Origin of the sequence: Paenibacillus senegalimassiliensis, assembly GCF_001486585.1 — a bacterium.
GTDB lineage: Bacteria > Bacillota > Bacilli > Paenibacillales > Paenibacillaceae > Fontibacillus > Fontibacillus senegalimassiliensis.
The window spans coordinates 683,655-697,606 of the sequence record NZ_LN909044.1 but is presented as its reverse complement, the minus strand read 5'-3'; the positions used below and the strand labels follow the sequence as shown (position 1 = coordinate 697,606).

Here is a 13,952-nt window from a genome sequence, read left to right as displayed (position 1 = left end):
CTCCTTTTCTCCGGTTGAATTAGTATAAGAGCCGAATTTGCTGCCCGCCGTGGATGAGTGTCAAGGGCTGTACGGCTAGTGTGCCAGTGGCGCTCTCGTAGCGGAACATCACCAGCAGTTCAGAGTTATGAAGTAGCTCCTGAGGCACGTATGGGAGGTATTGCAACGTTCCCTGCGGGGAGGCCCCGATATCTGACAGCTTAAGCTGTTGTCCACTTTCGTCGGTAATGACGTATTCCCCCTGATCGGTTAGCAGCATCTCATGGACATGGAGCAGTACAACTGGCTCTGGATCGGCGAGCGGGCTTTTTAGCTGGTTCTTCACGGTCTTCAGGACATCGGCATAGCTCCGCTGGGATGCGCTGGCGATCATAGCAAAGTCCTGTTCTGTCACATCTCTGGAGGTGAATTGCTCGTAACGGACGCGATGGTTCAAGTCACCCGGGTAGTGGTAGAGCGCAGGAACCTGGACCACTTCCCAGAAGCTGTCCTCCTCCTTCAGATGGCGAGCTGCCCGGTAGGGCCGATACTGGATGGTGCGGTGAATTTCTTTGTTCTCGTAGTTCAGCCAGTAGCCTGTATCCACATACTCCTGTCTGGCGGGATCATCATAGCTGATGAAGGCGAGTTGAATTAATTCTGTAGCTCCTGATTGCAGATCATGAGCCGCGAGGTCCGACAACTGCCAGGCATGCCCCAGCCATTCTTCAATGGTCGAAGTAGGATCTGGGGTGAACTGCTCATTGTCCAATTTAGCTTGAATATGAGTGCGTCCCCGCTTGATGAAGGCATGCAATCTCGTAAATTGCTCCACAGCTAGCGTGTAGCGTAGCTCTTGCTCGGCATCACTAGTCAGAATGACGCTAAGCTGGCGCAGCTCATATTGGGCACCGGGCAAATAATAGTTGCCAAGTTCCTTGATCTGACTGTTCATATGCTTGAGCGTTTTGCTATCTATTGTGCCAAGACCGGAGCGAATCAGCGGCTGAATCAGTCGCTCGAGCAGGTCAAGTCCTTCCAGTTGTGCATTTAGCTTCTTCTTGAGCGCTGAGATATTCACTTTCTTGGGCTTGCTTGGTGCAGTGGCTTCTTGTTGCTTCTTCTCTTCGCGCTTCTCGGCCTTTTCCCGTTTGGAGGCGATATCCTCCGGGATGGGAGCTTCTGTAAAGGTCTGCCCCTGAAGATAGGCATATAGTAGACCTAGGGAATGCTTGCAAGGAAATTGACGGCTGGGACAACTGCAACGAAATACCGGCTTATCCGGAATCACGAAGTCTGCGGAAGTCAGATAGTTGCTTTTCCCGCTGCCGCTGCATTCACCGAAGAGTAAATCTCCTTCCGGGGAATGATTCAGGCTGACGAATTTCTTCTTCTGGACCAGGGCCTGCCCGTTCTTGATGGCTGAGCTGTTGGGGGCCAGGGAATCGGCATAGGCCGCCGTAATCTCGATCATGAGTTACCTCCTTATGGCTTTGTGATATGTAATAATTAGAAGTAATAAGCAGAGGGGCTAGAAATCTGGTGAACATTAGGAGCCTGCGGCCGATATGGGCTTACACTCGCTGTTAAACTCAAATTTTATTGAATAATTTGAACCCGACAAGGTAAAAATTCGAGTTTAAAGGCGACCGCTCCGCTGTTTCAGCTCCATACCGGCTCTCCGGCAATCTGTTCATTACGTTTTACAGCAATACTAAGAAAAGTGTAACATCATTAAATGCCGCATCAAAGACATCCGTTGGCATCTGCAAGTAAATAAGCAAAAGGGCCTTATTCCCGAAAAATCAAGGAGCTAAGGCCACTAAAAAATCAAGAGATGTATTCAGCAACAATGGTTGAAGTATCGAACGGAGTAATTCCGTCTTTTAACGAGAAAATGGTGTCGGCTTCTTCCCGGTTGTAGGTCTGCTCCCCTCTGGCCTGAGCATGTAAGGAGAACAGGTCGTACAGGTTCGGCTTGACTACTGAGGTCATGGCCTGACCCATCGCTACCATACCCGACAGATTGCCCTCGACATTATTGGAATAGGCCGGATGGCGGCGGAGGGCCAGGTCGCACCAGATTACCTCACATTCCCACAGATCGAGAATGACAGGAATGGAAATCTGCGTATCTGCCGCCAAATCAATGCAGTCCTCCACCGTAGCCGGATCGAAGATTTCTCGCGAATTCGGCTTTTTGCGCATCATCCAGCCAGCAAAGCATTCCGGTAAATTGCAGAAGGGCTGCAAAGTGAACGAATTAAGATAGGATACGACATAGCGGGCCCCATAACGCAGGACGGATGCAATATCGATATCAATAAATTCGCAGGCCCCCTGTGGTGCAGTGACAATATCACCGCTATGGAAGGCTTTGTACTGGGCGGAGCGCAGATTCGTATAAGATACATGCTCCATGTAATTCCAATTCGTATCATAGATGGCAGCGGATAAGTCGATATCTACGCGGTCCGTTGGCACGCCGTCCACCATGCCTTCCTTCCACCACAAGAAGAAGCGGATCGTGCTGCCCTCTGGCATAGCGACTCGACTTCCGCGACTCAAGGTTCGCAATGCTTTACTGGCCGAGCGCATGGCAAAGGGCACGTTATGCTTCTGCAAGCCGTCTTCAATAAAGACCTTGCCCAGGGACGGGAGCTGGTGGAAACGTTCGATCAGGGTTTGCTCACAGAGCTCTACAATTTCCTTACATATATATAAGGCAAGCTCAGGTAATGTATTCGGAATAGCGATAGCTTTACCTACGCTGCCCTTTGGAAAAAAGGTACGCCATGCCTGCTTCGTATGACGATGCTTGAAGTGAGTCAGCACCTGTAATAGCACCGGAGTTGAGACGTGCTCTGCAATCAGGCTGAACGTGAGCACAACCTCATAGGGCTCGGAGTGTGTACGCAGTAAATGATCTAGACGGCGGGCGAATTCGCCCGGACGTTCTGCCAGCAAGGATGTAGCCAGCGGGGCATTATGCCATCTTAACGCTTGCTCTACCTGGCTGCGGAAGGTGATGAGCTTCTTACCATTACGAAGGATGTCAAAGGCCTCGGCGCATTGCGGATACCGCTTCTGATATTCGGAAGGATGCAGGATTTCGCCAAGACGAATCCAGCGTTCCTTGTATCGCAGCATATCCTCGGCGGGATTTGGACATTGCTCCAGCAGGGCCAGCAACAGCTTGCGTTCCGACCGTTTGAACTTGCGGAACACCGTGACCGCAGCCAAACTAACATCGCCGTCAGACAACGCTACGGCTAAGCGCAGTACATCGGTAGCGGTTTTGAAGTAACGTCCAATGTGCTGAAGGTCTGCTTTACCATATTTTAAGAGCAGGCTGGTGATAAATCCTACGTTCTCTTTCAAAGGAATTTCTTCAGGCAGCAGTTCCAATATATGATCGTCCAAGGCAACCAGCATTTCCAAGTGCTCTTGATCTGCCTTTGAGATGGAGCTATTTGCGGCGATGGTTTGTTGCATCATGTTATAGAACTGCTTGGTGTTGCCAAGCTCGATGATTTTGAGTGACTTGGGGAAAGGGCTATCCGGCTCCTTGGTCTGATCGTTCACCTGCTCAGTCTCGTCCGGCAGCAGCAATGTGTAATAATGGATAATTGCATTAATGTAAAGCTCGGCCTCAGCCATTTCCATCACTTGCTTCGGGAAGCCGGGGTACATAGGCCGGTATTCATAACCTGCCTTGACCATGGTTTTGAGCTGTGCTTCGATAGCCTGATAGGTCGTTGTGAACTCCGTAATATCCAGTGTGAGCAGGGCATCCATAAGCGGCTTGGAGAAGGTAAACCCAAGCTCTTCTATATTCTTGAGGGCTGCGGCCAAATAAGATATGGGCAATTGATGCACCCCAGGTCGGACAACCCATTTACGACTCTTTTGCAAATAAATTTCATTATATACGGTGGACATGTCGCCACCTCCTTGTTTATAAGTGCACAAGCAGGGAACCTGCATCTCTAAATCATCAAGTTGGTTAGAAGGAAGAAATGCAATAGCCTGCTTGTGCCGCCGGGAAGTCGGCCACCCTAAATGGTTTAAGTCAATAGAAGGAAGGATGACCATAGCCTGGCGATAAACTTACTTTAGCAAAGGAAGATTATGCTGAACACGGCAAAAGTATTACGAGGATTGAATACTTGCTGATTTGTATTTTACGATTTGACGAATCTCTCGTTACGTAATAAGTTTGGAAGTAGTAAGATTTAACCACGGGCCAAAGCATGGTCAAACTAAGCAATAACAAGAGGCGGCCCCGAACAAGGGAGAGAACCGCCTCTTTTTTGTTTAAGCGGTTCAATAATTCTATTACGGAATGATAGGAGCACGGATATGGAAGAGCTAATTAAGATGATGCTTGCTTTTCGGGAAGAGCGAAATTGGGGGCAATTTCATAACCCCAAGGACTTAGCGATCTCGTTAAGTCTGGAGGCTTCAGAACTGCTCGAGAATTTTCAATGGAAATCTTCGGAAGAGACGGTAGCCACCAAAAGACAAGAGTTAGCCGATGAACTGGCCGATGTACTGATTTATGCATTTTTCTTAGCCGAGGCCTTGGATCTAAACGTCGAAGACATCATTCGAAGCAAGATGAAGAAGAACGCTGCCAAATATCCGGTGGACAAGTCCTTTGGCAAAATGACTAAATACAACGAGCTATAGGAGTGTAGGCAGAATGATCATATATAGTAGTAATGCATTGCAGTTTCGCAATTCCGTGGATCGCAATCAAATTACTGTAGAGATTGAGCAAGCATTCATTAATAAGATGGGGATGAAACCAAGCCCCGGTGAAAAAAGAGCATGGAACAACTCTATGAGATTTATGGAGAGTGTCATTCGCAATGCTAACATCGCTGATGACTGCGGGGTGATGATTGAATACAATATTCCGGCGACCAGTAAGCGTATTGATTTCATTGTGGCAGGCCAGGATACGGAGGGCCGGGACAACTTCGTAATTGTAGAACTGAAGCAGTGGGACGCGGCTCAGGCAACGGACAGGGAGGATGTGGTTGTTGCATATATTAATGGTCGGCAGCGAGAAATCCCACACCCCTCCTATCAAGCATGGTCCTATCGTCAGTTTCTAGACGATATGAACGAAGCTATTCACAGCAGTGACTTAAAGAGTTATGCCTGTGCTTATTTACATAACTACCGTGTGCCAGAGCCTGATCCACTTCAGAGCGAACGTTATCAGCACATTATCCGGGAGGCTCCGCTATTTATGGCGGACGATACAGCGAAGCTTCAGGCATTTTTGCATCAACATATTGGTAAAGGTAATGGCATTAATCTACTATATTTAATTGAGAATGGTAAAATTCGCCCTTCAAAAAAGTTAATCGATCATATTGATGGATTGTTCAAAGGGAACACTGAGTTTATTTTGCTGGATGAGCAAAAGGTAGCGTATGAGACAATTATTAGCTTGGCCAAAGACACGAGTCAGAAAAAGACAGTCATTATCAATGGCGGGCCGGGCACCGGTAAATCGGTAATCTCCATGAACGCACTAGGCGGTTTGCTGAAGCAAAAGCTAAACGTTAAGTTTGTTGCCCCCAACGCTTCCTTCCGAACGGTAATGGTAGAGACTCTAGCCAAGCAGCAGCCAAGGAACAAGGCGCGAGTCCGGGGGTTGTTTGCCGGTTCGGGACAATTCGTCGATACACCAGAAAATTTTTTCGATGTCCTAGTTGTTGATGAAGCACACCGTCTGAAAGGGAAAGGAGCTTACCAATACCGCGGTATTAATCAAATTGAGGATATTATTAAGGCTTCAAAGGTCAACGTTTTTTTCATTGATGAGTTCCAGAGAATTCGACCAGACGACATTGGGACAGTGCCTCAGATTAAACGAATTGCAGAATTACACGGTTCGGAAATTCACGAATATACCTTATCAGCTCAGTTTCGCTGCTCTGGAGCCGAAGGTTTCATCAATTGGGTAGACGATGTACTCCAAATTCGTCCGACGGCCAACTTTAGTGGATGGGATCGGAAAGCTTTTGAATTCAAATTGTTTGATACGCCAAATGAGGTCTATGAAGAGATCAAAGCGAAGGTAGCCAGTGGGTACAAGGCCCGAATGCTTGCGGGGTTTGCTTGGGATTGGACTAAGGATACCGAGGGTAACCGTAACGGGGAAGTTGCCGATGTTACCATCCCTGAGCATGATTTCGAAATGCCTTGGAATGGCCGTTCCATTTCCAGTACCTGGGCGATTCAAGAGGCTGGGCTTGAGCAAATTGGCTGTGTTCATACCTCCCAAGGTTTGGAATTTGAATACATCGGTGTAATCATTGGCAATGATCTTAAATATGATCCGACTACAATGAAGCTCTATGCTGATTACAACGAATACAAGGATATCATGGGCAAAAGAGGTCTAAAGAATAATCCTGAGCAACTTACTAGTTTAATTAAAAATATTTATAAAGTGTTGATTTCCAGAGGAATACGGGGATGTTATCTATATTGTAGGAATCAGGAATTAAAGGAGTATCTACAGGAGCGCTTGGCAGTTATACAACAATAACAGAGAAAGAACCATCTTTTTGAGATAGCCATGACAACAATGATAAAATGGCAGCTTGAACCTAAATAGCCTTTCCCACCCGGGAAAGGCTATTTAAATGCCCTTAACACTTCTTCGTTCACTCGCCGTAACGTTTGAATCTGTTCCTCGGTCAATCCCTCCGTACTAACTACGAATTGATCAATAGCCTCCCAGCGCGGGGAATCCTCACGGATCTGCTCAATATTGAAGTAAGCCAGTTCACGAAGCGTAACTTGTAACGCTGTTAGCACTTTCTCCAAAGTATCAATGGTAAAATTCCGTTCTCCCCGTTCAATAGCACCGATATATCTATAGTCCAAGCCGGATAAATCCGCCAAATTTTGTTGAGTGAGGCCTTTAGCATTTCGTATAGCTCGGATTCGATTTCCTAGAAAATTGCGCAATTCCGCCATTTCATCACCTCAATATAAGCTTAGGTGACTTGGAAAGGTTTATGCAGGGCACTGAATATAGTTTTTATAATTGAAATACTATTTATATGTAGTATAATTGAGGAGAAAGTAGGTATATATGGAAATTTAGAGCCTTGCGGTTTCTTATTTATCAAGGAGGTACTCCATGGAACCTGAAACTACGGTCAGGCAGCAGCTAAAGGATTACTTGAGCGGGTCAGGGCTGACTTTGCAGCAGTTCTCTGATATTTGCGGAATTAATGCGGGGACTGTCAGCGCGATGTTAAGTGGGCAACGCCAAATATCCATGCATAATTTAGACCGTTTGACGATGGGCATGGGTTTAGTGGAAGGCTCTCTTTATGAAGTGTACTTAGAAGATTGCTTACTGGGCTCGCCCCCGGATTGGAGACGAATGGGGCCTTTCATCCATCGTTGCGCCGAACTGGACAAGCTGGATTGTCTTGAACGCCTTGTTCATGCCTTGGCGGATCATTTGGCTTATATTCCTCTCTTGTTTGATACCGCGGAATTACTGTGGAATGAGAGGAAGAGAAATGCTGCCGCTTTGCTATATTTGTGTGTCGCAGAATGCGAAAAATATCAACACTCTGAACGATTGGCGGTGAGCCGATATCGGCTATTTAAGATGGAGCTTGGCGCTGATCAGGAAAGAAATCTACGGGCGGCCGCTTGGTTCGAGGAATATATTGATCGTTTGAATGAATCGAATCAGTTGGATGCAATAAAAGATTTGGCTGATGTATATGCATCGTTGCATCGGTGGGACCGGGTGCAGTTCCTGGCTGAGGAATTGGAGCGTAAGGCTTCCATACAGCGCCGCCACCGCCCGAAGCGAAATCGAGAGGAGGTGGAAATCAGCCCCTCCCGGGAACTGCTGTTTTATCTGCTTTACGCCTATTTATTAATGGCTAATGTATGTGAGGCTCATCAGGAGTATGAACGGGCTTTACAATATGTGGATTTATATAGCCATGGGGAGCTTTTAGACATAGAGGAATTTGGCGAAGCAGAGCAGCAAGTTGTGAAGCAGTTCTATCAGTGGGGGCAAGGTAATGCTTATTTGTACCGTTTAATGTCCGGTGAGGTAGAGGCTTTAGCTGGTTATGTAGAGTATGTTGCTCATTATGCTGAAGAGAGCATCCCGGCCATGTATCGCATTTTGCAGGCAGCTAATCGTTTTGGTTTAAATGTGGATCATTTGCTGGAGCACTATGGACCGAGTTTAGTGTTTGAGGAACGAAGCTCTCGTCTAGGAACCTACAATGCACAAATTGTGGCGGATCAATATATCCGGTATGTTTCCGAACTTGCACATTACCATTTTAGGGCTCAGAGGTATGAGGCAGGGTTTGGGTATTTGCTTGAGGGTTTAGAACTTGCCATCCGTTACAATCATGAGTCCATGTTGATCCACTGTATTCGATTGTTTGAAAGATTTAGACATGGGGCATCCGAGAGTGGTCGTAAGCAATATAAAAAATTATTATGTGAGGTGCAAACCAATGAAGAGAAGAAGCTTGTTGTTGCCAAGCGTGCTTAGTTGGGCAATAGCGGTGGGAGTGTTGGCTGATCCTGGCATCATCAAAGTGTTGATTCATGGATTGGGCGGCTAGGTTCTGCGGCTACTTATCTTGAGGGCCGTTGTAAGGTGAAAAGAGCGTCAAAATCACCCTCTTAGATGTTAAGGGGGTGATTTTTAAATTGCGGATAGGAGTGAAGTACCTAAATTACTTTAGTGTAAAATCAAGAGAGAGTTGAATTTCAGTTCCCCGTTTAAAATAAATGGTGTATTCTCCCGGCTCCCAACTTAAATTCCGCAGTCTCATTTCAAATGCAGCTAAATCGGCAGTCTCTCTCATCTTCTCCACTTGAAGAACTCTACTTTCACCACGTTTTGTTACATACAACTGAGCCTGTAAGATCTGTTCCTTTTTGTCCGGGTAGATAGCCATAGCAATAAGCCTGGTGTCGTTTTTGAAACTCACTCCATCATCATCCATTTTGGGCAGCTCTTGATTAGGGTTATGTCCAAGCTGGAGATCGTACGTTTTGTTACTTATAAGACCATGATATAAGTTTATAGCCAGAATACTGACACAGATCAATATCAAAGCGATAAGAAGACCACTGATTTTTTTCTTCAAAATAGAAGCTCCTTTTACAATTGACTAGTACAGCAGCGTATACATTAAATGATATCTTATCTTGAGTTCTGGCTAAATGATAGGAGTCATATGAATCCAGAGATTGTAAAAGATATGCTAAACTAAATGAAAGGAGATGATCATCATGTCTGATTTTAACCCAGGTCCCCCAGCGAATTCGACCGATCCTGGCGGACATAAAGCCAACCACGATGTTAATGCTCATCATTACCATACCCAGGGAGCTTCAGGTTTTTGGAGACAGGTGACCAATCTACTTATTATCGTAGGCATTGTTGCCGTTGTCATTCTCATTGTAAGGTGGGTCAACTAAACCATAGATTTATTATAAAAAGTAGCATGCAATTTATTTGCGTACTACTTTTTTTGTCGTTCACTCACATGCGTCACGTCCCTGGTATTTAGGCATCAAGAAATAAATGGAGCGAAAAGTAAAAAAGTCCTAGTAACATAAATTAGTTAAATATTATTATTTTATTGGTAATTGTGGGATTAACAAAATTGGTATAATATATTTTTCATGGGAGTTTCGATCCATAAAATTGATTCAAAAGGAATAAATTCAAGCGAAAGACAATGGCAAACCCGATCGAAAGACGGGGACGCAAAGCCACGGGCCTAGGACATTGGTTGTAACTCCAGTGTGACGGTAGCCGGGTTACCTAATTGGCTTGTTTTTTTTATTTTTAGACAGGAGCTGAACTAATTAATGAAGAGTACTAATTCTAGGGCTTTATTACTTCTCTGTTTCTCTCTGATGATTCAACTTATTTATCCATGGAATTCTACTTTAAATGCCTCTTCAAATCTCTCGTCATCTCTTCCATCAATTAAAGTAGACTTTTTGGCTAAAGGGGCAGAGGAGACAAAAGGATATCTTCCTGATTATGGAGATTTGTATGAAGAAAGGAATGGAAACCGTTACGGCTGGTCCGCAGATCAGACTGTAACAACTGTGACATATAGTACATATGAATGGCCTCCTCTTGAAAATTCATACATACGTTTACAACCGGATTCTGTATGGGAGATGGATCTCCCTAACGGTAGATATGATCTTACAGTCGCGGTTGGTGATATGGAGAAGGAAAGTCTTAACATTCTTCAAGCAGAGGGGGTGGCTGTGTTAGATCAGGTAGATGTTCCCGCAGGGGCGTCCTATCTGGCCAGTACAATAATCAATGTAACAGATGGTAAGTTAACTCTAACGGTTAATGATGAGTCTGCTACAACGGCTTTGCAGTATTTGGAAATTGCTCCTGCCCTGATTTCCATTAGGAATGAAAGGGAAATGATTAAACCGCGTATTGAATTGCCTGCTGAAGATAACGTTATTACAGGCAATCAGATTATATTATCTGGTAATCAACGCAATGAGCATCATATGATTCCGGCGTTCTCTGTCCCTGAACTTCAAGTGGAGATAGGCAGATATATGAAGAGGGAGCTTGATGTTCTTCAAGCAAAATGGCAACCTTACGAGGAAGCTGAGGAAGTTATAAGAACGGGGCAGTTAAATCTCGATAACTCGGTCACGTTTGGCTCGCCAACTCATCCCGTTTATCTGGTGACAAATGGAATAAATATGAATAAAGATTTGACGCTGAAGGTTTACGGAACACTCAGCGTAACAGGGGACCTTAACGCCAATCAGGGAGGCCAGATTATGGTTCTTCCTCCAGAGAAGGACTTTGAAGCTGGGGCTAACCTGATTGTATCAGGGGCAATGCATTTGAACAGTGATTCAAGTGTATACGTTACTGATGAAATGGTTGTTGGGAATTTGACTTATAATAGTGGATCCCTGGAAATTAACGCACAGCGTCTTATTGTTGAGAATAGTTTGCACATCAATACTAAAGTTGAGATGAATATTCAAGATGAATTGCTAGTCGGAGATTTAGTGTCCAATAACGATGTAGCGGATCTCATGATCACCTCGGGAGATTTCTTCGTCAGAGATACCGTTCATATCAATAATCGCCTTAATGTAATCACTGGAGGCGTATGGGCTATCGGAGGAGACATTACCTCTAATCACCAACCGGAGGTGACCTCCGGAGGTAACGAAGGGAAAACCAAGCTGAAGTACACTCCATACGGTTTAAAAGCGGAGTACTTTCCCCAAGAGAGTTTGTTGGGTTCCCGTACGGTGATGCTTGATTCTAATATTCATTTAAGAGGCATCCTTCCTATCAATTTGTCATCTTCAAAAGCTTCTGTCCGTTGGACAGGCCAAATCCAGTCCTATACTTCAGAAGTATATACGTTTAGCACTGAGACTAATGGAGGAGTTCGACTCTGGGTTAACGACGAACTGTTGATAAATACATGGGATCAACATGGAGAGGATAATCAACGAGGTCAGATTAGGCTAGAAGCTGATCAGATGTACAATATTCAAATGGAATTTACCACGGACAACAACCAACCACTTGCAGTTCTTTCATGGGAGAGTGGTTCCATTCCCCAAGAAGTAGTTCCGCAAAGCCAACTGAGTCCTTTTGCTGTACCAAATCTTGCTCTTAAGCCCTCCGCGGCAGATATTGATCTGAGTTGGACTACCTCCTTTAATGCGGAAGGATATGAACTGGAAGCAGATGGTGCGGTCATTGTTCTCGGAGATCAAGATAGTTATTCTCATTTTCCGCTTGATTCCGGTACCTTGCACGTCTACCGTGTGAGAGCCAATGATGGTCCGCTTCACGGAGAGTGGTCGAATATAAGGGAGGCGTGGACACTTCCGGGAATTCCTAACAATCTCCGGTTAAATTCAACTAGTAACGAAATTCAATTGGTTTGGGATGCCGTCACGGGGGCCAATTTCTATGAAGTTGAAACAAGCGGGGATATTGTAAATAACAACAATTCAACTGAATATACCGAGCGGAACTTAAACCCTAACATGCAGCGTGCTTTTCGGGTTAGAGCTGTAAACTCTAGTGGTTCAGGAGGGTGGAGCGAGGTCGTAGCTCATGCTACTTTGCCAGGAACCTCAAGTGGACTCCGGGCCACTGCGAAGGACACGTCTATCGATGTGAACTGGGACGCTGTTTCAGGTGCCAAATGGTACGACCTTGAGGTGGATGGTACAACTAATCAAGTCATTGGAACGAGTTACACCCATGAAGGGCTAATGCCAAATACAATCCATACTTATCGTGTTCGGTCTGGCAGCGAACTAGGCAATAGTCATTGGAGTGAGTTAGTGACGGTAGTGACGTTACCTTCTATTCCACAGAACCTGAAGGCTGAAGCCGAAAGAGATCAAATCAATTTGGTCTGGGATCCTGTATCAGGAGCAACTAGCTACGACATTGAAGTAGATGGATCAGTTATAGATAACGGAACTAGTATCTTTTTCGCCCATGGCAAGCTCTTATCCAATACGGAGCATACCTACAGAGTGCGTGCACGTAATGGGGAAGTCACTGGAGAATGGACTGATCTGATTACCCGAGTTACTCTGGCTGACTTTCCTGTAAATATACAGGGTAAAGCTACAGCATCTACTATTGAACTGACCTGGGATCCCGTCATAGGAGCAATGGCGTACGATGTGGAAGCTGATGGGGAAATATATAACCTTGGACTTGAACTCTCTTTTGAACATAAAGACTTATTACCGTATTCCGAGCATCAATATCGGGTTAGAGCTAGAAGTGCAGGTGGTGAAGGCCCTTGGAGTGAGATGGTTATAGTTATGACATTACTAGGTATTCCTGAGCATTTCGCTGCTAATCCCTCAATGAATTTCATATCGCTCACTTGGGATCCTGTATCTGGGGCAACAGGATATGATGTTGCAGCAGATGGAGAAGTCATTGATGCAGGCGATGTTCCAGGCTATATCCATGATGGCCTGGAGCCGAGCTCTACCCACGTATACCGGGTAAGAGCAAAGAATGGGTTTATATTCGGACCGTGGAGCGAGGCTGTGGTTCAGACAACAGGATTGGGAATTCCTGTTATTCAGGAAGCGATTCCCTATAGCGATAGAATCACAATAAAATGGGATGGAGTGGAGGGGGCAACCGAGTACGATGTTGAAGCCAATGGAGAGGTAATTCATAGCGGCTCTGAGGTAACTTTTGAGCATCTAAACTTACCTTCAGGGGCTACTTATACTTACCGGGTTCGAGCAAGAAACGACATCTCGATAAGTGAATGGAGCGATCCCGTAACTGTAACCACAACAGCAGAGGTGGTCAGATTTATTTCAGACCACGCTACTAAGAATTCTATTGATTTGAAGTGGAGTTCGGCGGCGAATGCAGACAGCTATGATTTGGAGGTTGACGGGGAGGTCGTGTCGGGAATTTTTGAGACTAGTTATATGCATCAGAACTTGGAGCCCAATACAATCCATGTATACCGAGTTAGAGTCCACAGTACCAACCAAGCGAACGAATGGTCGGATTTTCTTGAGAAAAGAACGATTACCGAAATGATCGCAGACGTTGGGAAGGACAATATTTTTAACCTGGTCGTTGTTGCACCTCCAAAGGCCGTCGGTTCAAATTCCAAGGTTACCGTAACCTATGATCCCAGTGAAGTAGAGGTATTGGACTTAAGCACTTTAACTCCGATAGCTGAACTTCATTCAGGCCCTATTGAGAATGCCGACATGAGTATTGAAAGCTTTATTCCAGGGGAAATTGTGATTCGAATTCAGGGGTCAGGGTCAACCTTCGTGAATGGAATTCGCTTCCTAGCTATAACTAATAACCCTTCCAGCATTACCTATTTTGTCGAGTAGTCCCCATGAAGGAGTGAAAC

At 45.4% G+C, this 13,952-nt stretch carries 9 protein-coding genes and 1 riboswitch; of the genes, 5 read left to right on the top strand and 4 right to left on the bottom strand.

The genetic code is table 11. The features are described 5' to 3' along the window. Window positions 1-19 precede the first annotated feature (19 nt). Window positions 20-1,453: an SWIM zinc finger family protein gene (locus BN3279_RS08970; protein ID WP_059050274.1), complete on the bottom strand. Its 1,434-nt coding sequence runs from the start codon at window positions 1,451-1,453 to the stop codon at window positions 20-22. Window positions 1,454-1,809: 356 nt separating this feature from the next. Continuing rightward, window positions 1,810-3,921 carry a TerD family protein gene (locus BN3279_RS08965; protein ID WP_059050273.1) on the bottom strand — a complete coding sequence of 704 codons (2,112 nt, stop codon included), beginning with the start codon at window positions 3,919-3,921 and terminating at the stop codon, window positions 1,810-1,812. A gap of 420 nt (window positions 3,922-4,341) precedes the next feature. Here BN3279_RS08965 and BN3279_RS08960 point away from each other — a divergent pair, with 420 nt between their 5' ends. Together BN3279_RS08960 and BN3279_RS08955 are read left to right on the top strand one after the other, a co-directional pair. Next, on the top strand, window positions 4,342-4,671 hold the full coding sequence (locus BN3279_RS08960) for a nucleotide pyrophosphohydrolase (RefSeq protein ID WP_059050272.1): 330 nt from the start codon (window positions 4,342-4,344) through the stop codon (window positions 4,669-4,671). Window positions 4,672-4,726: 55 nt separating this feature from the next. Next, window positions 4,727-6,550, top strand: a complete 1,824-nt coding sequence (locus BN3279_RS08955; RefSeq protein ID WP_198343573.1) for a DUF2075 domain-containing protein — start codon at window positions 4,727-4,729, stop codon at window positions 6,548-6,550. A gap of 89 nt (window positions 6,551-6,639) precedes the next feature. Here the strand turns inward: BN3279_RS08955 and BN3279_RS08950 are convergent, their stop codons facing one another. Further along, window positions 6,640-6,984: a helix-turn-helix domain-containing protein gene (locus BN3279_RS08950; RefSeq protein WP_059050270.1), complete on the bottom strand. Its 345-nt coding sequence runs from the start codon at window positions 6,982-6,984 to the stop codon at window positions 6,640-6,642. Between the two features lie 166 nt (window positions 6,985-7,150). Here BN3279_RS08950 and BN3279_RS08945 point away from each other — a divergent pair, with 166 nt between their 5' ends. Continuing rightward, window positions 7,151-8,548, top strand: a complete 1,398-nt coding sequence (locus tag BN3279_RS08945) for a helix-turn-helix domain-containing protein (RefSeq protein WP_059050269.1) — start codon at window positions 7,151-7,153, stop codon at window positions 8,546-8,548. A 187-nt stretch (window positions 8,549-8,735) separates the two neighbouring features. On the opposite strand, the gene BN3279_RS08940 is transcribed toward BN3279_RS08945, so the two are convergent. Then, window positions 8,736-9,152: a hypothetical protein gene (locus tag BN3279_RS08940; protein ID WP_059050268.1), complete on the bottom strand. Its 417-nt coding sequence runs from the start codon at window positions 9,150-9,152 to the stop codon at window positions 8,736-8,738. 145 nt (window positions 9,153-9,297) lie between these two features. Between BN3279_RS08940 and BN3279_RS08935 the strand changes: the two genes are divergently transcribed. Continuing rightward, window positions 9,298-9,486 carry a hypothetical protein gene (locus tag BN3279_RS08935; protein WP_059050267.1) on the top strand — a complete coding sequence of 63 codons (189 nt, stop codon included), beginning with the start codon at window positions 9,298-9,300 and terminating at the stop codon, window positions 9,484-9,486. Window positions 9,487-9,741: 255 nt separating this feature from the next. Beyond that, window positions 9,742-9,839, top strand: a riboswitch (cyclic di-GMP riboswitch). 43 nt (window positions 9,840-9,882) lie between these two features. After that, window positions 9,883-13,932 carry a fibronectin type III domain-containing protein gene (locus BN3279_RS08930; protein ID WP_059050266.1) on the top strand — a complete coding sequence of 1,350 codons (4,050 nt, stop codon included), beginning with the start codon at window positions 9,883-9,885 and terminating at the stop codon, window positions 13,930-13,932. The last annotated feature ends 20 nt before the right edge of the window (window positions 13,933-13,952 follow it).

Bases quoted from the DNA above. Each gene is read 5' to 3' on its own strand.
- BN3279_RS08970 (WP_059050274.1), bottom strand. From the start codon at position 1,453: ATGATCGAGATTACGGCGGCCTATGCCGATTCCCTGGCCCCCAACAGC.
- BN3279_RS08965 (WP_059050273.1), bottom strand. From the start codon at position 3,921: ATGTCCACCGTATATAATGAAATTTATTTGCAAAAGAGTCGTAAATGG.
- BN3279_RS08960 (WP_059050272.1), top strand. From the start codon at position 4,342: ATGGAAGAGCTAATTAAGATGATGCTTGCTTTTCGGGAAGAGCGAAAT.
- BN3279_RS08950 (WP_059050270.1), bottom strand. From the start codon at position 6,984: ATGGCGGAATTGCGCAATTTTCTAGGAAATCGAATCCGAGCTATACGA.
- BN3279_RS08945 (WP_059050269.1), top strand. From the start codon at position 7,151: ATGGAACCTGAAACTACGGTCAGGCAGCAGCTAAAGGATTACTTGAGC.
- BN3279_RS08935 (WP_059050267.1), top strand. From the start codon at position 9,298: ATGTCTGATTTTAACCCAGGTCCCCCAGCGAATTCGACCGATCCTGGC.
- BN3279_RS08930 (WP_059050266.1), top strand. From the start codon at position 9,883: ATGAAGAGTACTAATTCTAGGGCTTTATTACTTCTCTGTTTCTCTCTG.